At 72.9% G+C, this 26,288-nt stretch carries 21 protein-coding genes and 2 tRNA genes; 18 read left to right on the top strand and 5 right to left on the bottom strand.

The genetic code is table 11. The features are described from left to right. Window positions 1-368: 368 nt before the first annotated feature. The 7 genes from dnaA to ACFSHS_RS13280 all read left to right on the top strand — a co-directional run bounded on the left by dnaA (window position 369) and on the right by ACFSHS_RS13280 (window position 9,855). Window positions 369-2,123 (top strand): chromosomal replication initiator protein DnaA, encoded by a 1,755-nt coding sequence (gene dnaA / locus ACFSHS_RS13310; RefSeq protein ID WP_376876656.1) that lies wholly within the window; start codon window positions 369-371, stop codon window positions 2,121-2,123. A gap of 929 nt (window positions 2,124-3,052) precedes the next feature. Continuing rightward, complete coding sequence (dnaN, locus tag ACFSHS_RS13305) at window positions 3,053-4,204, top strand: DNA polymerase III subunit beta (protein ID WP_376876653.1); 1,152 nt, start codon at window positions 3,053-3,055, stop codon at window positions 4,202-4,204. Window positions 4,205-4,331: 127 nt separating this feature from the next. After that, window positions 4,332-5,264, top strand: a complete 933-nt coding sequence (gnd, locus tag ACFSHS_RS13300) for a phosphogluconate dehydrogenase (NAD(+)-dependent, decarboxylating) (protein ID WP_376876650.1) — start codon at window positions 4,332-4,334, stop codon at window positions 5,262-5,264. Window positions 5,265-5,447: 183 nt separating this feature from the next. Continuing rightward, window positions 5,448-6,611 (top strand): DNA replication/repair protein RecF, encoded by a 1,164-nt coding sequence (gene recF, locus ACFSHS_RS13295; RefSeq protein WP_376876647.1) that lies wholly within the window; start codon window positions 5,448-5,450, stop codon window positions 6,609-6,611. Further along, window positions 6,608-7,108, top strand: coding sequence for a DciA family protein (locus ACFSHS_RS13290; protein WP_376876644.1), 501 nt, complete (start codon window positions 6,608-6,610; stop codon window positions 7,106-7,108). The genes recF and ACFSHS_RS13290 overlap by 4 nt, the downstream gene beginning before the upstream one ends. Window positions 7,109-7,135: 27 nt before the next feature. Further along, window positions 7,136-8,059 (top strand): hypothetical protein, encoded by a 924-nt coding sequence (locus ACFSHS_RS13285; RefSeq protein WP_376876641.1) that lies wholly within the window; start codon window positions 7,136-7,138, stop codon window positions 8,057-8,059. Then, window positions 8,056-9,855 carry an ABC transporter ATP-binding protein gene (locus ACFSHS_RS13280; RefSeq protein ID WP_376876865.1) on the top strand — a complete coding sequence of 600 codons (1,800 nt, stop codon included), beginning with the start codon at window positions 8,056-8,058 and terminating at the stop codon, window positions 9,853-9,855. Before ACFSHS_RS13285 ends, ACFSHS_RS13280 begins: the two co-directional genes overlap by 4 nt. A 124-nt stretch (window positions 9,856-9,979) precedes the next feature. Here ACFSHS_RS13280 and ACFSHS_RS13275 read toward each other — a convergent pair whose 3' ends face one another. Beyond that, a complete protein-coding gene (locus tag ACFSHS_RS13275; protein ID WP_376876638.1) occupies window positions 9,980-11,509 on the bottom strand; it encodes an SDR family oxidoreductase in 1,530 nt (509 codons plus the stop codon). Between the two features lie 313 nt (window positions 11,510-11,822). Here ACFSHS_RS13275 and gyrB point away from each other — a divergent pair, with 313 nt between their 5' ends. The 6 genes from gyrB to ACFSHS_RS13245 all read left to right on the top strand — a co-directional run bounded on the left by gyrB (window position 11,823) and on the right by ACFSHS_RS13245 (window position 17,901). Next, complete coding sequence (gene gyrB / locus ACFSHS_RS13270; protein ID WP_376876636.1) at window positions 11,823-13,865, top strand: DNA topoisomerase (ATP-hydrolyzing) subunit B; 2,043 nt, start codon at window positions 11,823-11,825, stop codon at window positions 13,863-13,865. 138 nt (window positions 13,866-14,003) lie between these two features. Beyond that, window positions 14,004-16,472, top strand: coding sequence for a DNA gyrase subunit A (gene gyrA, locus ACFSHS_RS13265; RefSeq protein ID WP_376876634.1), 2,469 nt, complete (start codon window positions 14,004-14,006; stop codon window positions 16,470-16,472). Window positions 16,473-16,550: 78 nt separating this feature from the next. Beyond that, window positions 16,551-17,279, top strand: coding sequence for a DUF3566 domain-containing protein (locus ACFSHS_RS13260; RefSeq protein WP_376876631.1), 729 nt, complete (start codon window positions 16,551-16,553; stop codon window positions 17,277-17,279). Between the two features lie 208 nt (window positions 17,280-17,487). Next, window positions 17,488-17,561 (top strand) — tRNA-Ile (locus tag ACFSHS_RS13255). A 68-nt stretch (window positions 17,562-17,629) separates the two neighbouring features. Further along, complete coding sequence (locus tag ACFSHS_RS13250; protein WP_376876628.1) at window positions 17,630-17,803, top strand: DLW-39 family protein; 174 nt, start codon at window positions 17,630-17,632, stop codon at window positions 17,801-17,803. Window positions 17,804-17,828: 25 nt separating this feature from the next. Continuing rightward, window positions 17,829-17,901: transfer RNA gene (locus tag ACFSHS_RS13245), tRNA-Ala, on the top strand. A gap of 89 nt (window positions 17,902-17,990) precedes the next feature. Here the strand turns inward: ACFSHS_RS13245 and ACFSHS_RS13240 are convergent. Then, window positions 17,991-18,611: a carboxymuconolactone decarboxylase family protein gene (locus ACFSHS_RS13240; protein WP_376876625.1), complete on the bottom strand. Its 621-nt coding sequence runs from the start codon at window positions 18,609-18,611 to the stop codon at window positions 17,991-17,993. Between the two features lie 116 nt (window positions 18,612-18,727). Between ACFSHS_RS13240 and ACFSHS_RS13235 the strand changes: the two genes are divergently transcribed. Both ACFSHS_RS13235 and ACFSHS_RS13230 read left to right on the top strand, forming a co-directional pair. Further along, on the top strand, window positions 18,728-19,261 hold the full coding sequence (locus ACFSHS_RS13235; protein WP_376876622.1) for a peptidylprolyl isomerase: 534 nt from the start codon (window positions 18,728-18,730) through the stop codon (window positions 19,259-19,261). A gap of 149 nt (window positions 19,262-19,410) precedes the next feature. Beyond that, window positions 19,411-20,172 carry a rhomboid family intramembrane serine protease gene (locus ACFSHS_RS13230; protein ID WP_376876619.1) on the top strand — a complete coding sequence of 254 codons (762 nt, stop codon included), beginning with the start codon at window positions 19,411-19,413 and terminating at the stop codon, window positions 20,170-20,172. On the opposite strand, the gene ACFSHS_RS13225 is transcribed toward ACFSHS_RS13230, so the two are convergent. After that, on the bottom strand, window positions 20,169-20,582 hold the full coding sequence (locus ACFSHS_RS13225; protein ID WP_376876616.1) for a PH domain-containing protein: 414 nt from the start codon (window positions 20,580-20,582) through the stop codon (window positions 20,169-20,171). The two genes, ACFSHS_RS13230 and ACFSHS_RS13225, sit on opposite strands and share 4 nt — an antisense overlap. 93 nt (window positions 20,583-20,675) lie before the next feature. Here ACFSHS_RS13225 and ACFSHS_RS13220 point away from each other — a divergent pair, with 93 nt between their 5' ends. Continuing rightward, the gene (locus tag ACFSHS_RS13220) at window positions 20,676-21,833 is read left to right on the top strand and encodes a thiolase family protein (protein WP_376876613.1); all 1,158 of its coding nucleotides are present in this window, start codon (window positions 20,676-20,678) and stop codon (window positions 21,831-21,833) included. 648 nt (window positions 21,834-22,481) lie between these two features. Here ACFSHS_RS13220 and crgA read toward each other — a convergent pair. Then, window positions 22,482-22,754 carry a cell division protein CrgA gene (gene crgA, locus ACFSHS_RS13215; protein WP_376876610.1) on the bottom strand — a complete coding sequence of 91 codons (273 nt, stop codon included), beginning with the start codon at window positions 22,752-22,754 and terminating at the stop codon, window positions 22,482-22,484. 130 nt (window positions 22,755-22,884) lie between these two features. Here crgA and ACFSHS_RS13210 point away from each other — a divergent pair, with 130 nt between their 5' ends. Further along, a complete protein-coding gene (locus tag ACFSHS_RS13210; protein ID WP_376876607.1) occupies window positions 22,885-23,664 on the top strand; it encodes a DUF881 domain-containing protein in 780 nt (259 codons plus the stop codon). A 59-nt stretch (window positions 23,665-23,723) separates the two neighbouring features. Then, window positions 23,724-24,398, top strand: coding sequence for an aminodeoxychorismate/anthranilate synthase component II (locus ACFSHS_RS13205; RefSeq protein ID WP_376876604.1), 675 nt, complete (start codon window positions 23,724-23,726; stop codon window positions 24,396-24,398). A gap of 87 nt (window positions 24,399-24,485) precedes the next feature. Here ACFSHS_RS13205 and pknB read toward each other — a convergent pair whose 3' ends face one another. Further along, window positions 24,486-26,231, bottom strand: a complete 1,746-nt coding sequence (gene pknB / locus ACFSHS_RS13200; protein ID WP_376876601.1) for a Stk1 family PASTA domain-containing Ser/Thr kinase — start codon at window positions 26,229-26,231, stop codon at window positions 24,486-24,488. Between the last annotated feature and the right edge of the window lie 57 nt (window positions 26,232-26,288).

The following is a 26,288-nucleotide window of genomic DNA, read 5'->3' as shown; positions in this document are numbered from 1 at the left end:
GCGTTGCCGGGCTGTGGACGGGGCTGTTAGCGTCGCCGTCGCTCCGCGTCGGGCGTCAGGGTCACGGCGCGCGGGCCGACCCCGTCGGTCAACCGGCCGTCGAACCAGCCGTTCATCCGTCAGAACCGGCCTCCGACCTGCAGCGATGTGGACCGGGGCCGAATCGGGTGCGGGGCCCGGCAGCATGCGTGGCCGGCCGTGCACAGCCTGTGGACACCGGTGTGGAATCGGTGCGTCCGCGCATCCACAGCGGGTAGCCCCCGGGGACCACGGGCCGGTGCCGGAAGGCGCCGGCGACCGGGGGACACCGGACGCGCCGGAGCAGCCGGGAACGACGCGGGGTCGTGACCATGGGAGGAAGAATCGGCATGGCCGATGCCACGCTGGACCTGGCGACCGTCTGGGACCAGATCCGCGAGCGGCTGGCGACGAGCCTGTCCCCTCAGCAGAACGCGATGCTGAACCTCACCCGCCCGCTGGGGCTGGTGGAGGACACCGCCGTTCTCGCTGCTCCCAACGAATTCACCCAGACGGTCCTCGAGTCCCGGATGCGCCGGGTGCTGGCCGAGGCGCTGTCCGAGCAGTTCGGCCGCGACATCCGCGTCGCCGTCCAGCTGGAGGACGCGCCGCCGGAGCCGGCTGCCGCCACGCGCGAGGAGGAGCCCACCCGGCGCCCGTGGTCGGCCGCCGAAGCAGCCCTGGAGGCACGGCGGGCCGAGGAGGACCGCGCCAGCCGCGACCGCGCCGACGACGGTCGGACCGCCTTCGGCGTGCGTACCGATGCGGTCGGCTCGGCTCCCTGGGACCGGGAGGCCCCCGACCAGCTGCCCACCGGCGACGACTCCCGGATCCGTGAACTGCGACCGGCCGACCGGGTGCCGGTCGACCGCGGGGCCCCCGAGGACTGGGCGACCACGTGGGGCGCCGACCCGGCGCCGCGTGACTGGGGTGGGTCCGACGACGGGCGCCCGGCCGACGTCCTGCCCTTCGACCTCGACGCACCCACCGGTGAGCAGCGCCCCCGGCCCGTCACCCCCGGTGGCGGCGGACGCGGACGTCGTCCCGAGGCGGGACGCCCCGCGGGCCTGGACCCGGGACTGAACGCGAAGTACGTCTTCGACAGTTTCGTCATCGGCAACAGCAACCGGTTCGCCCATGCGGCGGCCGTGGCGGTGGCCGAGGCGCCGGCTCGGGCCTACAACCCGCTGTTCATCTACGGCGAGTCCGGCCTGGGCAAGACCCATCTGCTGCACGCGATCGGGCACTACGCAGCGCGGATGTTCCCCAACGTCAAGGTCCGTTACGTCAGCACCGAGGAGTTCACCAACGAGTTCATCAACCTGGTGCACTCCGGTCGCGCCGAGGACTTCCGCCGGCGCTACCGCGACATCGACTTCCTGCTGATCGACGACATCCAGTTCCTGGAGCGGGCCGAGCGGACCCAGGAGGAGTTCTTCCACACGTTCAACACGCTGCACAACGCCAGCAAGCAGATCGTGATCACTTCCGACCGCCCGCCGAAGAAGCTCACGACGCTGGAGGACCGGCTGCGCACCCGGTTCGAGTGGGGCCTGATCACCGACGTCCAGGCGCCGGACCTGGAGACCCGCATCGCGATCCTGCGGAAGAAGGCCTGGGGCGAGCGACTGCAGGTTCCCGACGCGGTGCTGGAGTTCATCGCCAGCAAGGTGCAGACCAACATCCGCGAGCTCGAGGGCGCCCTCATCCGCGTGACCGCGTTCGCGAGCCTCAACAAGCAGCAGGTCGACCTGCCGCTGGCCGAGCTCGTGCTCAAGGACCTGATCAGCGACGAGCAGGGCCCGCAGATCACCGCTGCGATCATCATGGCCGCCACCGCCGAATACTTCTCCGTGACGATGGAGGAGCTGCAGGGCACCAACCGCAGCCGCACCCTGGTCAACGCCCGACAGATCGCCATGTACCTGTGCCGCGAGCTGACCGAGCTGTCCCTCCCGCGGATCGGGGCGTCGTTCGGCGGCAAGGACCACACCACGGTCATGCACGCGGTCAAGAAGATCACCAACCTGATGAGCGAGCGCCGCGCCACCTACACCCAGGTCACCGAGCTCACCGCCCGCATCAAGAGCCGCGCCCGGCAGTAAGGGGACCGCACCGCGACCGACGGCCGTCCCCCCGCTGGGCCGAGCCGAAGGCTCCCGTCCTCGAACGGGGGCCTCCGGCCGCGGTGCCCGGGCCCCGGGTCACCGTCCGGGCCCGGTCCGCGGGCGGTCGGGGCAGACCCCGCGGCCGGCCGACCACCCCCCACGTGTCGACTTCTCCACAGCTGTGGGGAACTGTGTGCACGGCGTCGGAGCACGTCACGGGCGGGCAGGACGCGCTTCCCGCCGCGCCGACGGTCGACAGATCGAGAAGTTGTCCCCAGGAATGTGCACAGGTTGGGGAGATCTCGTGCCCGGGAGGTCACGGCGGGTCACCTGACCCGCGTCCAGCTCGAGCCGAGCCCAGGTCGTGCCGACCCCTTGCGCGCGCCCCTGACCTGCAGGTATATGCGCCGATCGGCGCGGACGCCTCGACGGTCGCCGTCCCCGGCCTGCCTGCCTGGGCACGACCTGGGGATCGAGCAGGGAGTCACCGGGGACAGGGAGTGGACGACCACGGACGGCGGTGAACAACCGTCGAGATGTCCACGTGTCGACAACAGGGCAGCGGGAACCGTGCACAGTGGGCCAACAGGCCGATCCGGGCCCTGAGCAGCACGAAGGGGCTCGATCCCCAGCTTCCACACCAGTGATGACGAGGATGAGGGAGTTATCTCGATGATTTCTCGAACCACACTCTGGGTGGGGACGCTCCTGCTGGGAGCTCCAGGACCTGCAGGGAAGCGCCCTGGGAAGGCTGGGCAGGAAGAGGCGTAACCAGCTCATCGAGGGACCGGGGTTTCCCCCCGGGGGACCGCAGCAGGCACGATGAGCACCGCACCGGCACCCGGGCGCACCCGCGTCCCGCCGGCGGTACTTGGACAGCCGTGCCCGCGAGAGGGACGGTCAGCAGAGCTGGGGTGGGTCGAGAGATGAAGTTCCGGGTGGCGCGTGAGGTGCTCGCCGACGCCGTCGCATGGACGGCACGTAGCCTGCCGCCGCGGCCGTCGGTACCCGTCCTGGCCGGGATCCTGCTCGAGGTCGACGGCAACCAGCTCTCGGTCTCCGGCTTCGACTACGAAGTCTCCGCCCGTGCAGAGGTGGACGTGCAGGCCACCGAGGCCGGTCGCGTCCTCGTGCCCGGCCGGCTGCTCGCCGAGATCACCCGCGCGCTCCCGCCGCACCCGGTCGACATCACCGCCGAGGGGCCGCGGCTGGCGATCACCTGTGGCAACGCGCGGTTCAGCCTGCCGACCCTCCCGGTCGAGGACTACCCGTCCCTGCCGTCGATGCCGTCGTCGGCAGGCCTGGTCGACAGCGACGTCTTCGCCGAGGCGGTCGGTCAGGTCGCCGTCGCCGCGGGCCGGGACGACACCCTCCCGATGCTCACCGGTGTCCGGCTGGAGATCGAGGGCGACCAGATCACCCTGGCAGCGACGGACCGCTACCGGCTGGCGGTGCGCGAGTTCGCCTGGCGGCCGGAGAGCTCAGGGGTGTCCGCGGCCGTGCTCGTGCCGGCGCGGACCCTGGCCGACGCCGCCAAGACGCTCACCAGCGGGCCGGAGATCGTGCTCTCCCTGTCCTCCGGCAGCTCCGGCGAGGGCATCCTGGGCCTGTCCGGCAAGGACCGGCAGACCACGACCCGGCTCCTCGACGCGGAGTTCGTCAAGTACCGGGCGATCATGCCGACCGAGTCGCACGCACACGCCACTCTGCCGGTCGGCCTGTTCACCGACGCCGCCAAGCGCGTGGCCCTCGTCGCCGAGCGTGGTACGCCCCTGCGCTGCGAGTTCACCCCGGGACAGGTGACCCTCCGCGCGGGCGGGAGCGACGAGGAGAGCCAGGCCGAGGAGCGTTGCGACGTCGAGTTCGAGGGAGAGCCGCTGACCATCGGCTTCAACCCGACGTTCCTGCTGGACGGCCTCGCCGCGGTGCACACCGAGCGCGCCCGGATGGACTTCACCAGCCCGCTCAAGCCCGCGGTGCTCTCGGGCGTCGACGAGCCCTCGGCCGAGGACGGTCAGCCGACCGAGCGCACCGGCAGCTACCGCTACCTGATCATGCCGGTCCGGCTGCCCGGCTGAGAAAGCACCCCGTCCCCACCCCTCGCAGGCTCGGGGCGGTGCCCTGGACGGGGCCGAGGTGTCAGGACAGCGCCGTCCGGGCACCGCGGACACGGACTTCGCAGGAACGCTGAGAGGGGACGCCGTCGTGCAGCTGGGGCTGATCGGGCTGGGCAAGATGGGCGGCAACATGGCCGAGCGGCTGCGGCGTGCCGGTCACGAGATCGTCGGGTACGACCGTGCGCCGGGCAGGCGGGACGTCGACAGCCTGCCCGCACTGGTCCAGGCCCTGGCCGCACCGCGGGTCGTGTGGGTGATGGTCCCGGCCGGGGAGGCGACGCGGGCGACGGTGAAGGAGCTGGCCGGCCTGCTCGAGCCCGGCGACGTGATCGTCGACGGGGGCAACTCCAAGTACACCGACGACCAGATCCACGACGTGATGTGCCGCGAGAAGGGCATCGGCTACATCGACGCCGGCGTCTCCGGCGGGGTGTGGGGCCTGGAGAACGGCTACGCCCTCATGGTCGGTGGCACCAAGGACGACGTCGCGAAGGTCCAGCCGATCTTCGACGCGCTCAGGCCGCCGGCGCCCGTCGACGAATCCGGCCAGGAGATGCCCGGCGCCGGGTTCGTGCACGCCGGGCCGGTCGGCGCGGGGCACTTCAGCAAGATGGTCCACAACGGCATCGAGTACGCGCTGATGCAGGCCTACGGTGAGGGCTACGAGCTCCTGGCGGCCGTGGACCTGATCGAGGACGTCCCCGGCGTCATCGCGTCGTGGACCCAGGGCACCGTCATCCGCTCGTGGCTGCTGGACCTGCTGGTCCGGGCGCTGCAGGAGGACCCGGCCCTGGAGAAGATCCGTGGGTACGCCGAGGACTCGGGGGAAGGCCGGTGGACCGTGGAGCAGGCCATCGAGAACGCCGTTCCCATGCCGACGATCGCTGCGTCCCTGTTCGCGCGCTTCTCCTCCCGCCAGGAGGACTCCCCCACCATGAAGGCCGTCGCCGCGCTGCGGAACCAGTTCGGCGGGCACGCCGTGCAGGCGGTGCGGGCCCAGGAGGCCGAGAAGCCGGCGTGAGCACGTTGGGACACCCCGGGAAGGACCTCTCTGCCTTCCGCGACTCGACAGCTCGCGGCGGGACCCTGCACCGAGGCCTCCGGACCCTTCGCGAGCTCGGGGCGGGCCCCGGGACGGGGCGGACCCTGGAGGGCGGCCATTCCAGCACCTCACCGCCTCGGCGCTGACGTGTACGTCCGGCACTTGCAGCTCGGGTCGTTCCGCAACTGGGAACGGGTCGACCTGGCCCTCGGTCCCGGGCCCACCGTCTTCGTGGGCCGCAACGGCGAGGGCAAGACGAACCTGGTCGAGGCGGTCGGCTACCTCGCGACGATGAGCAGCCACCGGGTGTCCGGTGACGCCCCGCTGGTGCGGCACGGGGACACCCAGGCGGTCGTGCGTGCGGCGCTGCGCCGGGGCGACCGCGAGCTGCTGGTCGAGATCGAGATCAACCCGGGTCGTGCCAACCGGGTCCGGGTCAACCGGGGACCCCTGCCGCGTCCCCGCGAACTGCTCGGCCTGGTGCGCACCGTGGTGTTCGCCCCCGAGGACCTCGCCCTGGTGCGCGGGGACCCCACCGAGCGTCGCCGGTTCCTCGACGAGCTGCTGGTGACCCGCACCCCCCGGCTGGCCGGGGTGCGGGCCGATTACGACCGCGTCCTCAAGCAGCGCAACGCCCTGCTCAGGACCGCGCGGCTGGCACGGGGCAAGGCGATCGAGACCCTCGACGTGTGGGACGGGCACCTGACCGACCTGGGCGGGCAGCTGCTCGCCGCCCGGCTGCGGCTGATCGCCGATCTCGCGCCGCACCTGGCGCGGGCCTACGCGGACGTCGCGGGCGAGGGGGCGCCCCAGGCCGGTCTGGGCTACTCCTCGACCGTCCCGCCGGCGGGGGACGGCACCGCGGTGCCGCACGGGACCGCCGTTCCGGCGGCCGCGGAGCTGACCGCCGCCATGCGCGAGCGGATCGCGGAGCGGCGGGGCGACGAGCTCGACCGCGGGATGACGCTGGTCGGTCCGCACCGCGACGACCTGGTGATCCAGCTCGGGCCCGCCCCCGCGAAGGGGTTCGCCAGCCACGGCGAGTCCTGGTCCTTGGCCCTCGGTCTCAAGCTCGCCACCTTCGCCCTGTTGAGGGGCGACGGCGAGGACCCCATCCTGATCCTGGACGACGTGTTCGCCACCCTCGACGCCGAGCGGCGCGCGGCCCTGGCGGCCGTCGCCCGCTCGGCCGAGCAGACACTGATCACCGCCGCGGTGATCGACGACGTGCCGCCGGAGCTGCGGGGGGTCCGGGTCGAGGTGGGCGGTGGCATCGCGGTCGTCGTGAAGGACGCCGTCCCGGCCGGCGAGGGAGGCATTCCGTGAGCGAGGAGCGGCCCGCGCGGCCCAGCGACATCGCGCGCGCCGCGCTGGAGGCGGCGCGGGCGGCCTCTGCCGCCCGGCCGGCGCCCACCCGCCGCCGCGTCGCCGGCCCGCGGCGCAGCTGGACGGGGGCCGGGCCCGGCGCCGACGACCCCCAACCCCTCGGCCGGCTGGTGGAGTCGCTGGTCACCGAGCAGGACTGGTCCGAGCGCACCCGGGTCGGCTCGGTGTTCGGGCGCTGGTCGGCGATCGTCGGGGCGGACATCGCCGAGCACTGCCGGCCGGAGACCCTGACCGAGGGGGAGCTCCTGGTGGTCGCCGAGTCGACCGCGTGGGCGACCCAGCTGCGGCTGCTGGCGCCCTCCATCCTCGGCAAGCTGCGCGCCCAGGTCGGCGGGGACGTCGTGACCCGGTTGCGCGTTGTCGGACCGACGGCTCCCAGCTGGAAGAAGGGCCCGCGCTCGGTGCGGGGGCGGGGACCGCGCGACACGTACGGATAGGGGCTTCCCCATGACGGAAGGGCAGCGATGAGCACCCCGCGGGACCGGAACGGTTTCGAAGGCGGCCCGGACGACGGCAGCGGCTGGCAGGAGCCGGGGCATCTCGGTGGCGGCGGACCGGGCGCCGACGAGCCCAACATCGCCGACCGCCGCAAGCGGCCGCGGGACGACGAGCCGGTCGCCGGCAGCGATCCGTGGCAGCCGCCCGGCTGGGACCTCCCGGCAACCACCCCGGATCGAGACCGCCAGCCGCCCGGGGCCGATCCCTCGTGGGCGCCGCCGCAGGCACCACCGGCTGCTCCGGAGCGCCCCCGGGGAGGTCTGTTCGGTTCCCGTGCGCGGGCCCGGGACCCCGAGATGGAGCGGGCCTTCACCTACGAGGGAAACCAGCTCGGGGCGCAGAGCTGGGCTCTCCACCACGGCTGGACCGTCTCCGACGGCAGTGGGCCCGAGGACGCCGTCCTGACCGACCTGCTGGCCACCTGCCCCGTGCGGCCCGGCAAGGAGGCCCGTCCCGCGGGCGTGCTGCGCGGCCGGGCAGGGGCGGTGGAGCTCGTCGCCTTCGACGTCGTCTACCCGTGGGGCCGGGAGTGGGTAGCCAAGTACGCGGTGACCGCGGCTCCGCTGCTGGGCAGCGTGCCGACGCTCCGGCTCTCGCCGGCGCGGCTGTGGAAACACCGCATCGGGGGCCTGCTGCCCGTGGTGAGCGGGAACGCGGACTTCGACCGGCGCTGGCAGCTCCTCGCCGCCGAGGACGGGCCGCAGGTCCGCCGCCTCGCGCAGGACCCCGCGGTCCAGGGACTGCTGCTCGGCACCGACGACGGCGACGAGTTCTGGACCGGCGCCGGCCACGTGGCCGCCGTCCGGCCCGACGGGCACCGCCCGCAGCTGATCGAGCACCACACGCGGTTGCTCACCGCGATCGTCGCCGCGCTCGCCGTCGGCATCTGATCCCGGGCGATCCCCTGACCGGTGACCAGGCGGCGGCCGTCGGGCCCGGCGCGCCGGCCCCGACGGCCGGCCTGCGCGAGCTGCTGCCCCTGCTGCGGCCGCACCGGCGCTCGCTCGCGCTGGCCGCCGCGCTGTCGCTGGTCGCCGCGGGCGGCGCCCTGGCCCAGCCGGCACTGGTCGGCCGCGTCATCGACGTCGTCGGCTCGGGGAGGCCCCTGGGGCCGGCCGTCGCGCTGCTCGTGGTGGTCCTGGTCGCCGCCTCGGCGCTCGGTGCGGCGCAGCAGTACCTGCTGCAGCGCACCGCCGAGGGCGTGGTGCTGACGACCCGCCGATTGCTGGCCGACCGCCTGCTGCGGCTGCCCGTCGCGGAGTACGACCGCCGGCGGACCGGCGACCTCATGTCCCGCGTCGGTGCCGACACCACGCTGCTGCGCGCCACCGTCACGTCCGGGATCGTCGAGGTGGCCGGCTCCGCGGTGGTCGGCATCGGCGCGCTGGTCGCCATGGCGCTGGTCGACGCCTGGCTCCTGCTGCTCACCGTGGCCGCCGTCGCGGTCGGGGCGACCACCGCCGTCCTGGCCTCGCGCGGGGTGCGCCGGCTCTCCCGGGAGGCGCAGGAGGAGGTCGGGGCCATGACCGCGGCGGTGGAACGGGCCCTGTCGGCGGTGCGGACCATCCGCGCCAGCGGCGCCACCGCCCGCGAGGTCACCGCCGTAGGCGAGAGCGCGGTCCGGGCCTACCGCTCCGGCGTCCGGGTGGCCCGGCTCGAGGCGCTGGTCTCGCCCGCCGGATCGGTCGCCGTCCAGGGGGCGTTCCTCGCCGTCCTCGGCGTCGGCGGCTACCGCGTCGCGCAGGGCTCGATCAGCGTCGCCGACCTCGTCGCGTTCATCCTCTACCTGTTCCTGCTGGTCATGCCGCTGGGTCAGGCGATCGCCGCGTGGACGCAGCTGCAGACCGGGCTCGGTGCGCTGGCGCGGATCCAGGAGATCCTCGGCCTGCCGCCCGAGGACGACCAGCGCCCGGAGCGACCGGCGGCGGTCGGGACGCCTGCGGTGCCGGTCCGGCCGGTGCCCCTGCTCGAGCTCGACGACGTCTGGTTCACGTATCCCGACGGCACCGAGGTGCTCCGCGGGGTCTCCCTGCAGGTCCCCGAGGGCAGCCGCGTCGCGCTGGTAGGTCCCTCCGGGGCGGGGAAGTCGACGGTGCTCGCGCTGATCGAGGGGTTCTACCCCGTCACGGACGGGACCATCCGGTGGCGGGGCACCGACGTCCGGGAACTGCCCCGGGCCGCCCTGCGCGCCCGGCTCGGCTACGTCGAGCAGGAGGCTCCCGTGCTCGCCGGCACCGTGCGGGACAACCTCCTGCTCACCCGCCCGGAGGCCACCGATCCCGAGCTGTGGGCGGTCCTCGCCGACGTGGGGCTCACCGACGTCGTGCGGCGCTCCCCCCGCGGGCTCGACGTGCCGGTGGGCGACGAGGGCGTCCTCCTGTCCGGCGGCGAACGGCAGCGGCTGGCCATCGCCCGGTCGCTGCTGGCGCGTCCGCAGCTGCTGCTGCTCGACGAGCCGACCGCGAGCCTGGACGCGCGCAACGAGGGCCTGCTCCGGGACACCCTCGCGGCGGCCGCGGCCGACCGCGCCCTGCTGGTGGTCGCCCACCGGCTGTCCACCGTGCTCGACAGCGACGAGATCGTCGTGCTGGACGGCGGGCGGGTCGTGGCCCGCGGGACCCACGACGAGCTGGTGGAGAGCAGCCCGCTCTACCGGGAGCTGGCCACCGCGCAGCTGCTCGTCTAGAGAGGATCACTCCCTCCCCGCCCCTCGCGAGCTCGGCGCGGGCCTGGAACGGGGCCGTTCCAGCACGTCACGGGGCTCGGGGGGCCCTGCGGGACGGCCGGGACCGCGCCCGCCGCTGCCCGTGTCAGGTCCGCTGCTCGGCCGCGCGGGTGATACCGCGCAGCATCCCGCCGAAGACGAAGCCGTGGAAGACGGCGACCGCCCACCAGTAGGCGTGCCCGGCCAGTCCGCGCGGGGCGAAGGTCGCCCGCTGCCGCAGCACGGTGCGCGTGTTCCCGGCGCCGTCCCCCGGGTCGTCGTGTTCCACGTGGAACTCGAGCCAGGCGAGCCCGGGCAGCCGCATCTCCGCACGCAGGCGCAGCAGGCGACCCTCCGCCAGCTCCTCCACGCGCCAGAAGTCGAGGGCGTCGCCGACGTAGAGCTCGTGCGCGTCCCGCCGTCCTCGGCGCAGGCCGACCCCGCCGACCAGCCGGTCCAGCCACCCGCGCACCTCCCAGGCCAGCGGGAAGGAGTACCAGCCACGCTCCCCGCCGATGCCCTCCACGACCCGCCACAGCGCCTCGGGCGTCGCCGTCGTCGTACTGGTCCGCTCGTCGACGTAGAGGCTGCCGCCGGCCCAGTGCGGGTCGCTGGGCAGCGGGTCCGACGGAGCTCCGGGCACGGAGGCGCCCGACCATCGGGTCGCGACGGCGGAGTGCCGGACCCGGGCGACGGCCAGCCGCACGGCCTCGTCGAAACCGAGCAGCCCCTCGGGTGGATCGGGGACGTACTCGGCAATGTCGTGCTCACGGCAGACGACGGTGTTGCGCAGGGACTCCACCAGCGGCCGGGCGATGCCGGCCGGAACCGGGGTGACCAGGCCGACCCAGTGGCTGGAGAGCGACGGCGTGAACAGCGGGACCGGCACGATCCGGCGTCGGGGGAGACCTGCGACGGCTGCGTACCGCTGCATCATCTCGGCGTAGGTCATGACGTCGGGCCCGCCGATGTCGAAGCCCCGGTGCACCGACCCGGGTAGCCGCGCGCACCCGACCAGGTAGCGGAGGACGTCGCGGACGGCGATCGGCTGGATGCGGCTGTGCACCCATCGGGGCGTCACCATCACCGGCAGCCGCTCGGTGAGATAGCGCAGCATCTCGAACGAGGCCGATCCCGAGCCGAGGACGACCGCCGCGCGCAGCACGGCCGTGGGCACGCCGGAGGCCAGCAGGATCTCGGCCACCTCGGTGCGGGAGCGCAGGTGCGGGGACAGCTGCTCGCCGCGCGGCTCGAGCGCGCCCAGGTAGACCAGCCGGCCGACGCCGGCCTCCCGTGCGGCCCGGGCCATGACGCCGGCCGTCACCCGGTCGGTCGCCTCGAACTCCGGGCCCGATCCCAGCGCGTGGATCAGGTAGTAGACGACGTCGGATCCCGCGCACGCCCGGGCCACCTGATCCCGGTCCGCGGCGTCGCCCGGGACCACCTCGACCTGCCCGGCCCAGGGCCGGTCCCGCAGCCGCTCGGGGGAACGGCTGAGCACCCGGACCCGGTGCCCCGCGGCCAGCAGCTCCGGGACCAGCCGGCCGCCGATGTAGCCGGTGGCGCCGGTGACCAGACAGGTGAGCGGCGCCTCCGGCGCGGGGCCGGGGGGACCGGTGGGACCAGGGGCGGGCATGACCCGAGTGTCCGTTCGCCGGGGAGGTCCCGCCGGGTGGCCGGGCATCGAGGCGCCAGCCCTCCGAGGACGGCGTGTCCGTCCTGGGGGCAGCACCGGTGGTGGCAAAGGAGCCCGAAGGGGCTCAGACACGGCGTGAGGGCGTGGACGGCGGCATTCCTGTCGGTGGACCCGGTATCCTGGAGAGCAGAAACCGCCAGCAACCGGCCCAGCGTCGTTCTGCGCCCCTGAAGCGCAGTTCCGTTCTGCGCCGTCGCGCTTCCTCGTCAGTATCGGGGAGCCGCGTGCCGGTTGCGCGAAAGGAAGGCCCCACGTGGTCGCTCGACCGAAGACCAGTGCGCCGGAGAACGCCTACTCCGGCAGTTCCATCACCGTCCTCGAGGGTCTCGAGGCGGTGCGCAAGCGCCCCGGTATGTACATCGGTTCCACCGGTGAGCGGGGCCTGCACCACATGGTGTGGGAGGTCGTGGACAACTCCGTCGACGAGGCCCTGGCCGGTCACTGCGACACCGTGCGGGTGACCCTGCTGGCCGACGGCGGCGTCCGGGTCGAGGACAACGGCCGCGGCATCCCCGTGGACATGCACCCGGTCGAGAAGCGCCCCACCGTCGAGGTCGTCATGACCGTCCTCCACGCGGGCGGCAAGTTCGACGGCAAGAGCTACGCGGTGTCCGGCGGCCTGCACGGCGTGGGCGTCACGGTCGTCAACGCGCTGTCCAAGCGGCTCGACGTCCGCATCTGGCGTGACGGCACCGAGTGGCACCAGTCCTACGACCTGGCCAAGCCGGGCCCGCTGGAGAAGGTCGGCCCCACGAAGAAGCGCGGCACCCAGATCACCTTCTGGGCCGACGGCGACATCTTCGAGACGACGACGTACTCGTTCGACACGATCAGCCGCCGGCTGCAGGAGATGGCCTTCCTCAACAAGGGGCTGACCATCGTCCTGCGCGACGAGCGCCCCGGGCACAGCAAGGTCGAGACCGGCATGGCCGAGGAGATCACCCTCGCCGAGGCCGCTCCCGAGCCGGGCGCCGAGAGCGAGGCCTTCGAGGCCACCGAGATCACGTACAAGTACGACGGGGGCCTCGAGGACTACGTCGCGCACATCAACGCGAAGAAGTCCCCCATCCACCGGTCGATCATCAGCTTCGGCGCCGAGGGCCTCGGCAAGAACGACATGCGGATGTCGGTCGACGTCGCCATGCAGTGGTCCGAGGCGTACTCCGAGTCGGTGTACTCGTTCGCCAACACGATCAACACGCACGAGGGCGGCACCCACGAGGAGGGCTTCCGCACCGCGCTGACCTCGATCGTGAACCGGTACGCCGAGGAGAAGAAGCTCTTCAAGGCCAAGGACGAAAAGCTCACGGGTGAGGACATCCGCGAGGGCCTGGCGGCCATCGTCTCGGTGAAGATCGGCGACCCGCAGTTCGAGGGCCAGACCAAGACCAAGCTCGGCAACACCGAGGTCAAGGGTTTCGTGCAGAAGGTCTGCAACGAGCAGATCGCGCACTGGTTCGAGGCCAACCCGACCGAGGCCAAGACGATCATCAACAAGGCCTCGTCGGCGGCCCGGGCCCGGCGCGCGGCGCAGGACGCCCGGAAGCTCGCCCGCAAGAACCTGCTGAGCAACAACTCGCTGCCGGGCAAGCTCGCCGACTGCCGCTCGACCGACCCGCGCAACTCCGAGGTCTACATCGTCGAGGGCGACTCGGCCGGCGGCTCGGCCAAGTCCGGCCGTGACTCGATGTTCCAGGCGATCCTGCCCATCCGGGGCAAGATCATCAACGTCGAGAAGGCGCGCATCGACCGGGTCCTCAAGAACACCGAGGTCCAGTCGATGATCACCGCCTTCGGCACGGGCATCCACGACGAGTTCGACCTCAGCAAGCTGCGCTATCACAAGATCGTGCTGATGGCCGACGCCGACGTCGACGGCCAGCACATCCGCACGCTGCTGCTGACCCTGCTGTTCCGCTTCATGCGGCCGCTGGTCGAGGCCGGCCACGTCTACCTGGCCCAGCCGCCGCTGTACAAGATCAAGTGGGGCGGCAAGTGGGGTGACCAGTACGCCTACTCCGACCGCGAGCGCGACGCCTTGCTCAAGGCCGGCAAGGAGGAGGGCCGCAAGGTCCGCGACGAGATGATCCAGCGGTTCAAGGGCCTCGGCGAGATGAACGCCACCGAGCTGTGGGAGACCACCATGAACCCCGAGACCCGCATCCTCCTGCAGGTCACCCTCGAGGACGCCGCGACCGCCGACGAGCTGTTCAGCGTGCTGATGGGCGAGGACGTCGAGGCCCGCCGCAGCTTCATCACCCGCAACGCCAAGGACGTCCGCTTCCTCGACGTCTGAGAGAGGCCCCGTCCTCCTCACCGCTCGCGAGCTCGCGGTGAGCCTCCGGACGGGGCCCTCCCCGGCCGGCTCGGTAGAGCGGCCGTCTGACCAGGAACTTCGTCCACCGACTGTGCACCGACCTGTGGAGACCTGAACGTGACCGAGACCCCGCCCCGCGACCGCGTCGAGCCGGTCGACCTCCAGCAGGAGATGCAGCGCAGCTACATCGACTACGCGATGTCGGTCATCGTCGGCCGCGCGCTGCCGGAGGTGCGCGACGGCCTCAAGCCGGTGCACCGCCGGGTCCTCTACGCCATGTACGACCAGGGCTTCCGCCCCGACCGCGCCTACGTGAAGTGCGCGCGCGTCGTCGGCGAGGTCATGGGTAACTACCACCCCCACGGCGACGGCGCGATCTACGACGCGCTCGTGCGGCTCGCGCAGCCGTGGTCGATGCGCTACCCGCTGATCGACGGGCAGGGCAACTTCGGCTCGCCCGGCAACGACCCGGCCGCCGCGATGCGGTACACCGAGGCGCGGCTGACCCCGCTGGCCATGGAGATGCTGGCGAACATCGACGAGGAGACCGTCGACTTCCAGCCCAACTACGACGGCAAGAACCAGGAGCCGCTGGTCCTGCCGGGGCGCATCCCCAACCTGCTCATCAACGGGTCTGCCGGCATCGCCGTCGGCATGGCCACCAACATGCCGCCGCACAACCTCCGCGAGGTGGCCGACGCCGTCTTCTGGATGCTCGAGCACCCCGACGCCGAGCCGGAAGAGGCACTGACCGCCTGCATGGAGCGGATCAAGGGCCCCGACTTCCCGACGTACGGCCTCATCGTCGGACGGGAGGGCATCGAGGACGCCTACCGCACCGGACGCGGCTCGGTGCGCATGCGCGCCGTCGTCACGGTCGAGGAGGACGCCAGGGGCCGGGTGCAGCTCGTCGTCACCGAGCTGCCGTACCAGGTCAACCCGGACAACCTGGCCGAGGCGATCGCCGAGGGCGTCAAGGACGGCCGCCTGCAGGGCATCAGCGAGATCGCCGACGAGTCCAGCGACCGCGTCGGCCGCCGGCTGGTCATCACCCTGCGCCGCGACGCCGTGGCCAAGGTCGTGCTCAACAACCTGTACAAGCACACCCAGCTGCAGACCTCCTTCGGCTGCAACATGCTCTCCATCGTCGACGGCGTCCCGCGGACGCTGCGGCTCGACGAGCTGGTCCGGCTCTACGTCAACCACCAGATCGACGTCATCCAGCGGCGCACGCGCTACCGGCTGCGCAAGGCCGAGGAGCGCGCGCACATCCTGCGCGGCTGGGCCAAGGCGCTCGACCAGCTCGACGCGGTCATCGCGCTGATCCGGAGCAGCCCGTCGGCCGACGAGGCCCGGACCGGTCTGATGGAGCTGCTCGACGTCGACGAGATCCAGGCCGTCTCGATCCTCGACCTGCAGCTGCGCCGGCTGGCCGCCCTCGAGCGGCAGCGGATCATGGACGAGCTGGCCGAGATCGAGGCCCGGATCGCCGACCTGCAGGCCATCCTCGCCTCCCCCGAGCGGCAGCGGCAGATCATCCGCGACGAGCTCGGCGAGATCGTGGAGAAGTACGGCGACGATCGCCGCACCAAGTTCGTGGCGAACGAGGGCGACGTCTCGATGGAGGACCTCATCGCGGAGGAGGAGGTCGTCGTCACCATCACCCGCACCGGGTACGCCAAGCGGACCAAGAGCGACCTCTACCGGTCGCAGCGCCGCGGCGGCAAGGGCGTGATGGGTGCGGCCCTCAAGCAGGACGACATCGTCGACCACTTCTTCGTGGGGTCCACCCACGACTGGATCCTGTTCTTCACGAACAAGGGCCGGGTCTACCGCGCGAAGGCCTACGAGCTGCCGGAGGCCAACCGCACGGCCCGCGGGGCGCACGTGGCCAACATCCTGGCGTTCCAGCCCGACGAGCGGATCGCCCAGGTCATGCAGATCAAGGACTACGGGGTGGCCCCGTACCTCGTCCTGGCCACCGCGAACGGGCAGGTGAAGAAGACCCGCCTGACCGACTTCGACTCCCCGCGCAGCGGCGGCGTGATCGCGATCAACCTGCGGGAGAACGACGAGCTCGTCGGTGCCGCGCTCATCGACGCGGACTCCGACCTGCTCCTGGTCACCCGGAAGGCCATGTCGATCCGGTTCAAGGCCGACGACGCCGCACTGCGGCCGATGGGGCGCGCGACCGAGGGTGTCCGGGGCATCTCGCTGGCCGACGACGACCGGCTGCTGTCGATGATCGTCGTGCAGGAGGGCGTCGACGTCCTGGTGGCGACCGAGCGCGGGTACGCCAAGCGCACCGGTATCGAGAACTACCCGAACCAGGGCCGGGGCGGCAAGGGCGTGCTCACCGCCGACCCGAAGGCGCGCAAGGGCGCTCTCGTCGGCGCGCTGGCGGTGACCCTCGGCGACGAGCTGTACGCGATCACCTCGGGCGGCGGCGTGATCCGGACGCCGGTCAACGGCGTGCGGCACAACAAGGACCGCGCCACGATGGGCGTCAAGCTCATGAACTTGCCGGAGGACGTGTCCATCGTGGCAATCGCCCGTACGACGGACAATGACGAGCCCGACGCCTAATCTGAGCGCAGATGGCAGCGGAACCGGTCAGGTCCCGCTGGGGAGCGGCCTGCGCCGCCCGGAATTGGGGAGACTGGCATGAGCGACCGGACGCACGGTTCGGTGCGCACCGAGGCCCCGGCCGGGGAGGCCACCCCGTCGGACGGCGCGGCCGCGAGCTCGTCCCCGCCGGTCTCGGCCACCCAGGCCATCCCGACGACGGGCAGCCAGCGCGCCCAGGCGCCGGCCACCGGCAGCACGCCCACGGGTGCCACGGTCGCGGGTTCGCCTGCCGCGGCTGCGCCGGCCGCTCAGCCCACCGGCGGGCCCCCCGGAGCCCCGCCCGTGCCTCCGGTCACGGGGAGCGCGCCGGCCGCGCCGGAGACGGCCAAGGGCCCGACAGACGGCGGCGCGGCATCCGGCCGGGGCCGTGCCCGCGGCGCCTCGCGGCCGGGCGGTCGGGGCCCCCGGCGCGCCCGGCTGCAGCTGCGGCACATCGACACCTGGTCCGCGCTGAAGATCTCGCTGGTCTTGTCGATCGCCTTGTTCTTCATCTGGATGGTGGCCGTCGGCGTCCTCTACGGGGTGCTCAACTCCCTCGGCGTCTTCGACACGGTCAACACGCTGTTCGGCCAGATCGGGTCGGCGTCGGGTTCGGAGGACACCGGCGACGTCGTCACCCCGGGCCTGGTGTTCGGCGGTGCGGCGGTCATCGGCGCCATCAACATCGTGCTGATGACGGCGTTGTGCACGGTGGGCACGTTCATCTACAACCTGTGCTCCGACCTGGTGGGCGGCCTGGAGCTCACGCTCTCCGAGCGCGACTGAGAAAGAACCTCTGGAAGGACACCGTCGCCCCCCACCACTCGGAGGCTCGCGGTGGGCCCCTGCGACGAGGCCGCCTGCCTCGCACGCTCGGGGCGAGCCCGTGGACGGGGCCGGGGGCCTGCGCGTGACCCTCCGGGTCCCACTCGGCGTGAGGCTCCCCCCTCCCGCCGGTCAGGAATCGGGGGAAGGTAAGCTGTGCGAGGTTCACGGGCCTGTAGCTCAGGCGGTTAGAGCGCATCCCTGATAAGGATGAGGCCGGAGGTTCAAGTCCTCCCAGGCCCACCCGTGTGCCAGTTCGTCGGATGCACAAGCCTCCGGCGCCGAACGCCGTAACGGTCACCGTCCCGGCGGTGCGCCGAACGGACGAGGAGGTACTCCGCGTGCTGAAGAAGCTGGCCCTGGCCGCCATCGCCGCCGGTGCCCTTGCGGCGGTGCGGAAGCGCTCCGGTGGCAAGGTTGAGGCGGACCTGTGGCACGAGGCCACCCGCGGTCCCGGCGCCGTCAGCACACCCACCGACCGCTGAACCACCCGGGCTGCGCGCAGCCCCGGGGGACGTAGCTCAATTGGCAGAGCACCGCCTTTGCAAGGCGGGGGTTAGGGGTTCGATTCCCCTCGTCTCCACGCCGCACCATCCGGACCGGCTCCTGCCGGACGGCGACGACGTCGGTCCGGGGTCCACGGAGCTGGACGACCCGTGCTGCCGACGTGGGTCATGCCTCCGGACGTCCGGCGACGGGCCGACCGAACGTCACGGCGCCACGGACGGCGGCGGGCGCGCGGTCGAACAGCTCACGGTCGGGGCGGGCCCCCAGGGCCTCGTTCACCGTCGAGAACGCGATCCGCAGCGCGATGTAGAGCGTGAGCGCCGCGATGCGCGCGTCGTCGAACCCGGCATCGCGCAACGCCTGCACGTCCCCGGGATCAGTCGCGTTGGGGTCGTGGACCAGCTTGCGCGCCCAGCGGGCCAGCGCCCGGTCGGTGGGATCGAGCGGCGTGTCGTCCCCCTCGAGCACGGCCGCGGCCGTCTCGGGGTCGGTCTCGCCCGCGAGCCGGGTGCCCCACGCCAGCGCGCAGTGCGGATCCCGCAGGGCCGCGGCCGCCGCCGCCACGAGGACGCCGCGTTGCCGGAACGAGACCCCGGCGGCGTCCGCCGCCTCACCGAGGAGCCGGAAGAGGGCCTCGTGGGCGTCGGGCAGGTGCGCCCAGGCGTGGGAGAGGTTCATGACGTGACCGACCTCCGCCCGGTCCCCGGCGAACAGCCGCTGGGCGCCGGGAGACGGGGCGGCCGGGCGCAGGAAGCCGACGTCGGGCGCGGTCCGGTCGGCATCCATGGGGAGTCCTCCGCTGCTCGGGCTCGGTGCGCGGAACGTAGCGGCTGGGCCGGGCGACCGGCAGGGTCTCTGGACCTACCGGTCGCGCCGTCCGGATCGGTGGCAGAGTGGAGCCCGTGACTGAATCGACCCCCGCCCGCCGCGCGGTGCTGCACACCAACCACGGCGACATCACCGTCGACCTCTTCCCGGACCACGCGCCGAAGACGGTGGCGAACTTCGCCGACCTCGCCGAGGGCCGCCGCGAGTGGACGCACCCGGCCACCCGTGAGAAGACCACCGACCGGCTCTACGACGGCACGATCTTCCACCGCATCATCGACGGCTTCATGATCCAGGGCGGTGACCCGCTCGGGCAGGGATACGGCGGCCCCGGCTACCAGTTCGGCGACGAGTTCCACCCCGAGCTGCAGTTCGACCGGCCCTACCTGCTGGCCATGGCGAACGCCGGCCCGGGCACCAACGGCTCCCAGTTCTTCATCACCGTCGGCCCCACCCCGCACCTGAACCGCCGGCACACCATCTTCGGTGAGGTCGCCGACCAGGCCAGCCGGGACGTCGTCGACCGCATCTCCAAGGTGACGACCGGCCGCAACGACCGGCCCGTCGAGGACGTCGTCATCGAATCCGTCGAGGTGCAGCGCAGCTGACGCCGAACGCCGACGACGGCCCCGTCCCGGGGCCCGCCCCGAGCGAGCGAGGGGTGGGGAGGACGGGGCCCGCCTGCTGCTACCGGCACCCGGACCGGCCGACCGGCATCGTCTGCACGCGGTGCGGCCGGCCGATCTGCCCGGAGTGCATGATCCCCGCCGCGGTGGGGTTCCAGTGCCCCGAGTGCGTCCGGGCGGGAAACGCCTCCGTCCGCGCGCCCCGGCGGACCAGCGGGTTGCGGGTGGCGGGGCGCCGCTGGGGTGCGGTCACCCTCAGCCTGATCGCGGCCAACGTCGCGATGTTCGTCGTCACGGCGGTCTCGGCGGTCAGCGTCGGGAACCCGCCCCTGGACAACTACCTGTCCCCGGTGTTCGGCGACCTGGCGCAGCGGCCGTTCCTGGTGCAGCTCGGGGAGTGGTGGCGGCTGATCACCGCAGCCTTCCTGCACATCGGGCCGGTGCACCTGGCGATGAACATGCTCGCCCTGCTGCTCTTCGGCTCCGAGCTGGAGCACCAGCTGGGCCGGTGGCGGTTCCTGGGGCTCTACCTGGTGGCCGCTCTGGGCGGCGCCACCGCGATCCAGCTCTTCGGCGCCCCGGGCGGCTACGTCGCCGGTGCCTCCACGGCCATCTACGGCCTGCTCGGCGGCCTCGGCGTGCTCATGCTGGCCCGACGGCAGGACGTCCGCGGCCTCCTCACGTTGCTGCTGATCAACGTGTTCATCAGCTTCCTGCCGGGGGTCTCGCTGCTCGGGCACCTCGGCGGGCTGGTCGCCGGCGCGCTCGCGGCCGGCGTCCTCGTGGCGACCCGCCGACGGCAGGGCCTCCAGCTGCCCGGCCTCGCCCTGCTCGGCGTCGTCCTCCTGCTGGTGGCGCTGACCGTGCCGACGATCGCCGTCCTCAGCCTCTAGCGCGGGGTGGGGTCGAGGGCGCGCAGCGCCCGGGCGACCTCCTCCGGATCGGCACCGAGGTCGCGACGACCGAGGACGACCAGCACGCCGTCGTCGTCCGGACCCGGCGCGGTGTCCAGCTCCAGCGTGCGGTTGCGGACGCCGAGCCGCCGGCTCTCCCGTACGCGCACCCGCAGCCGGGCCCACGGCAGGTGGGTTCCCCCGGTGACGTTCCGGACGTCGACGCCGTCCGGGCCCGCGGTCAGGCGGGGCCGGGCCAGGAGGTCCCGCGCCGCGAGGACGAGCAGCAGCGCGGCGCCCGCCCCCACGAGGACGCGGCCGGCGGGGTCGAGGAACAGCACGGCCAGTGCCAGACCGACACCCAGGACCGCCAGCGCGGCCGTCTCGCCGGCCCGGGGTGACCACTGCACCACCCCAGCCTGCCAGCGATCCGGTGAGCCATACCATCGGCTGGGGCGTGGCCGGCCGGCCACGCCGCGACCGTCTCGACGAGGAGATGCTCCATGCGTGATGCCGTCATCTGCGCCGCCGTGCGCACCCCGGTGGGCAAGCGCGGCGGAGGTCTGTCCGGCGTGCACGCCGTCGACCTCTCCGCCCACGTCCTCACCGCGCTGGCAGAGCGTGCCGGCATCGACCCCGGCGTCGTGGACGACGTCTTCTGGGGCTGCGTGAGCCAGGTGGGTGAGCAGACGTTCAACATCGGCCGCAACGCGGCCCTCGCCGCCGGCTGGCCCGAGTCGGTGCCGGGCACCACGATCGACCGGCAGTGCGGCTCCTCCCAGCAGGCGGTCGCCTTCGCCGCGGCCACCGTGATCAGCGGCCAGGCCGACGTCGTGGTGGCCGGCGGCGTCGAGTCCATGAGCCGGGTCCCGATGGGCGCCGCCCGCGGCGACGGATCGGCGGGCAAGCCGCTGGGGCCCCGCTTCCTCGAGCGGTACGACGGCGTCTTCCCGAACCAGGGCATCGGTGCAGAGATGATCGCCGAGCGATGGGGCTTCTCCCGGACCCAGCTCGACGAGTTCTCCCTCGCCTCGCACGAGAAGGCCGCCAAGGCCCAGGCCGACGGCGCCTTCGACGAGGAGATCGCTCCGGTGACGACGCCCGACGGGACGGTCGTCCGGGCCGACGAGGGGATCCGTCCCGGTGGCACCCTCGAGAAGCTCGCCGCGCTGAAGACCCCCTTCAAGGAGGACGGCGTCATCAGCGCGGGCAACGCGAGCCAGATCTCCGACGGGGCCGCGGCGCTGCTTGTCACCACCAGCGACAAGGCCCGGGAGCTGGGCCTGACGCCCCTGGTCCGCATCCACACCACGGTCATGGCCGGCGACGACCCCGTCATCATGCTCACCGCGCCGATCCCCGCGACGGAGAAGGTGCTCGCCCGCTCCGGCCTGCGGATCGGGGACATCGGGATCTACGAGGTGAACGAGGCCTTCGCCCCGGTGCCCATGGCGTGGCTGGCCGACATCGGCGCCGATCCGGCCCGGCTCAACCCGCGCGGTGGGGCCATCGCCCTCGGCCACCCGCTGGGCGGCTCCGGTGCGCGCATCATGACCACGCTCGTGCACCAGATGCAGTCGCAGGGCATCCGCTACGGCCTGCAGACGATGTGCGAGGGAGGCGGCATGGCCAACGCCACCGTGCTCGAGCTGATCGGCTGATCTGCCCGGCTGATCTGATCGGCTGATCTGCCCGGCTACGGGCGACGCCCGCTCCCGACGACCCCCGGCCCCGCGGCCGGGGGTCGTCGTCGTTCCCGGGCCTGTGGATGCCGGGGACCCGCCGGGGACGGAACGGTACCGGCCGCTGTGGAAGACCTCCGCGCCCGCGCTCACCGGCGCGCGTGTACGCGCAGGTCAGCAGGGGTAGAGGCGGGCCGCGGTCACCTGTCGCCCGGTGGATGCATGTCGACACATCCACAGCTGGGTACACAGCTGGGGACAGACTCACACAGGTGTAGTTACTCCGGTGGTGCTCCCGTCACACACGTCTCAGGGAGGGCATCCCCGCAGGTCAGCGCGGTGCGGGTCCGTTCCGTCTCTCCACACGCGGTGGACAACCCTGGGGGTGGAGCGCCATGTCGACCTGTGGACGAAGCATTCGTCTGTGCACAGTGTCCCCAGCCCCGCCCGGCTGCTCACCGGCCGGCGTCGGCCGGGTGGCGGCGCGGCGGCGGAAGGCTCCGTGCCCGGCCCGCGACGACGGAGGCCCCCGTCCCCGGAGGGGGACAGGGGCCTCTGAGAAAGGACCCCCCCTGCACCCACCTCTCGCACGCGCGGGGGCGGGACCCTGCGGGAGGGCCAGGCGTGTCAGCGCCAGCGCATCGACATGACGAGGCCGGCGACCATGGCGCCGAACCCGATCGCGAAGTTCCACGCCGACAGGGACACCATGAAGGGGATGCGGTCGCCGGCCACGTAGTAGACGACGATCCACAGCAAGCCGAGGAGCATCAGGGCGACCATCAGCGGCGCCCACCACCGCGGGCTGGGCTGTGCGACGCGGGCCTGAGCGGACCGGGACTGCAGCACGCCCTCCGGCGGCGTGTAGGCCGACTTCTTGCGCACCTTGGACTTGGGCACCGTGCGGACTCCCTTCCCGGGGCCGGGCTGTCACCTCCGGCCGCAACTGCTCCCAGCCTAAGCTCCCGGGGGAGGGCAGGTGCCGAACCACATGCCGTCGCCCCTGCATCGTCACCCCGAGGAGGTGCCCGTGAGCCGCTCCCTGCTCCGTGGGCCGATCCTCCGGCGGCCCCGCGCCGCAGGCTCCCGCCTCTCGCCCTGGGGCGCTCTGGTGCCCGTGGTGGCCCTGCTGGCCGGCCTGCTGTTCGCCACCTCCGGCCGGACCGCCCAGGGCACGGACCTCCGGGCGGGAGAGGTCACCGAGCTCTCCGAGCTCATCGACCAGCGAAACGCAGTGATCGCCGACCAGGCCGACCAGCTCGGCGAGCTCCAGCGTCAGGTCGAGCGGCTCACCGCGCAGGCCGCCACCCGGAACAGCGACGTCGCGGCCGCCGCCGGCGCCGCCGAGGCCGGCGCGATGTCGGCGGCGCTGGTGCCGCTGACCGGCCCCGGTGTGGTGATCACCCTGGACGACGCCCCGGCCCGTCCCGACGGGAGCCTGCCGGTCAACGCACGCCCCGACGACCTGGTGATCCACCAGTCGGACGTGCAAGCCGTGGTCAACGCCGTCTGGGCGGCCGCGGCGGACGGGGTGGCGATCATGGACCAGCGGCTCATCGCCACCAGCGCCGTCCGGTGCGTGGGGAACACCCTGCTCCTGCAGGGCCGCACCTACTCCCCACCGTTCGTCGTCGCGGCGATCGCCGACGCCTCCGCGGTGCGCGCGCAGCTGGCCGCCTCGCCCCAGGTGGCGGTGTTCCAGCAGGCGGTGGACGCCTTCGGGCTCACCTTCACGGTGCGCGAGCGACCCTCGGTCAGCCTGCCCGCCTACGATGGGCCCCTGGACCTGGAGTACGCCTCCGCCGGATGACCGGCGAGCGTGGGCTGCCGCCCGCCGGGCCGCACGCCGTCGGAGGGAGCTCGAACGCAGTGACGGTTGCAGGAACCGCTGTCGATCGTCCGGTCCTCGTCGTCGACAACTTCGACAGCTTCGTCTACAACCTGGTCCAGTACCTGGGCCAGCTGGGAGTGCGCTGCATCGTCCGGCGCAACGACGCCGTGTCCGTCGACGAGCTCGCCGATCTCGACGTCGCGGGCGTGCTGTTGTCGCCGGGCCCCGGGACGCCGGCCGGGGCGGGCGTGACCGTGCCGATGGTGCGCGCCGCCGCTGGGGCCGGAACGCCGGTGTTCGGGGTGTGCCTGGGGCACCAGGCGATCGCCGAGGCGTTCGGCGCGGAGGTGGTCCGCGCGCCGGAGCTGCTGCACGGCAAGACCAGCCAGGTCGTCCACGATGGTGAGGGCGTGCTCGCGGGGTTGCCCTCGCCCTTCACGGCCACCCGCTACCACTCCCTCGCCGTCGACCCGTCGACCGTGCCCGCCGAGCTGGAGGTCACGGGCACGACCCCGTCGGGCATCGTCATGGCGCTGCGGCACCGGGAGCTGCCGATCGAGGGGGTGCAGTTCCACCCCGAGTCGGTGCTCACCGAGGGCGGCCACCGCATGCTGGCCACCTGGCTGACCACCTGCGGGCTGGCGCCGGACCCCGCGGTCGTCGAGGCCGCCTCGGCCGCCGTGCGGCGGCTGGCGGACGCCGTCACGGCCTGAACCGGCCAGCCGTCACGGCCTCGACCGGCCACCCCGGAACGCGCGGAGGGCCCCTTCCCGATCGGGAAGGGGCCCTCCGCGCGTTCGTCAGCCGGTGGGGGACGGCGAGGGTGTCGCCGACGTCGGCGCGGTCGACGTGGGTGTCGGCTCCGGCGGCGTCGGGACGGCGATCAGCAGGACGATCTCCTCGCCGGCGCCCACCGCGGTCCCCGCGCCCGGCTCGGTGCCGACGACGGTGCCGGCCGCGACGTCGTCCCGCTCGACGCTCTGGTTGACGATCTGGCCGTTGGAGAAGCCCGCCTCGGTGAGCGTCCGGCGCGCCTCGGCCTCGTCTCGGTTGGCCACGTCCGGCAGCCGCACCGTGCCGGTGGAGATCTGCAGCCTGATCGGGGCGGTGGGTGCGGCCTGCGCGCCCTCGTCGGGCGAGACCGCGACGACCGTGCCCTCGTCCTCCAGCGACTCGACCTGGCTGGTGTTGATGCTGGTGAAGCCGGCTTGCTCCAGCGTCGCCCGGGCGCGGTCCTCGTCCAGCCCCACCACGTTCGGGACGCTGACGGTGTCGGGACCGCCGCTGACGACGAGGTCGACCGCCGAACCCTGCTCCACCTGGGCGCCGCTGGCCGGGCTGCTGCGGATGACCAGCCCCTCGGCGACGGTCGCGCTCGCCTCCGTGGTGACCGTGCCCACCTGGAGGCCGGCCTCGGTGATCGCCTGCTCGGCGGCGGCCTGCTCCAGGTTCGCCACCGGCGGGACGGAGACCTGCTGGACCGTGGCCTCCGGGGCGTCGTCGCGGCTCAGCGCGACGGCGACCGCGATCGCGCCACCGAGCAGCAGCACCGCCAGCACCGAGACGATGGCGATGATGCGGCGTCTGCGGCGCTTGCCGGCCTGCTCGTCGTCGTCCCAGCCGTCGTCGTCGTAGGCGCCGCCGCGGGCGGCCGACAGGATCGTGGTCTTCTCGGCGTCGCCCATGACGGGCGTGGCCTCGACCCGCTGCCCGGCCAGCGCGCGGAGCAGATCGTTGCGCATCTCCGCCGCCGACTGGTACCGGTTCGCGGGGTTCTTGCTCATCGCCTTGAGCAGGATCGCGTCCAGCTCCGGCGGGATCGCCGGGTTGATGGACGAGGGCAGCTTGGGGTCCTCGCGCACGTGCTGGTACGCCACGGCCACCGGGGAGTCCCCGATGAACGGTGGGGCGCCGGTGACGAGCTCGTAGAGCATGCAGCCCAGCGAGTAGACGTCGGAGCGGGCGTCGACGCTCTCGCCCCGCGCCTGCTCCGGCGACAGGTACTGGGCCGTGCCGATGACCGCGGCGGTGGAGGTCATCGTCGCCGCGGAGTCCGAGACCGCCCGCGCGATGCCGAAGTCCATCACCTTCACCGTGCCCTGGGGCGTGATCATCACGTTCCCCGGCTTGACGTCCCGGTGCACGATGCCGTTGCGGTGGCTGAAGTCCAGGGCACCGCAGATGTCGGCCGACAGGCTCATCGCGCGCTCGGGGGAGAGCCGCCCCTCGCGGCGGAGGACGTCGCGCAGCGTCTCGCCCTCGACGTACTCCATGACGATGTAGGGGGTCGCGCCCGTGGTGGTCCGGTCCTCGCCGGTGTCGTAGACCGCGACGATGGCCGGGTGGTTCAGCGAGGCCGAGGCCTGCGCCTCGCGGCGGAACCGCACCTGGAAGGACGGGTCACGGGCGAGGTCGCTGCGCAGCACCTTGACGGCGACCTCACGGCCCAGCCGCAGGTCGCGGCCACGGTGGACCTCGGCCATGCCACCGCGGCCGAGGACGCCACCGATCTCGTAGCGCTCGCCGAGCACCTGCGGCGTGGTCATCGACGGTCCTCTCGGGCGGGGCGTTGCGTCGTCCGGGCGAGGGCCTCGGCGAGCGGG

It is taken from the genome of Blastococcus deserti (genome assembly GCF_042682525.1).
Taxonomy (GTDB): Bacteria; Actinomycetota; Actinomycetes; order Mycobacteriales; family Geodermatophilaceae; genus Blastococcus_B; species Blastococcus_B deserti.
The sequence above is the reverse complement of the archived record's forward strand: the minus strand, read 5'-3'. Positions and strand labels throughout refer to the sequence as shown.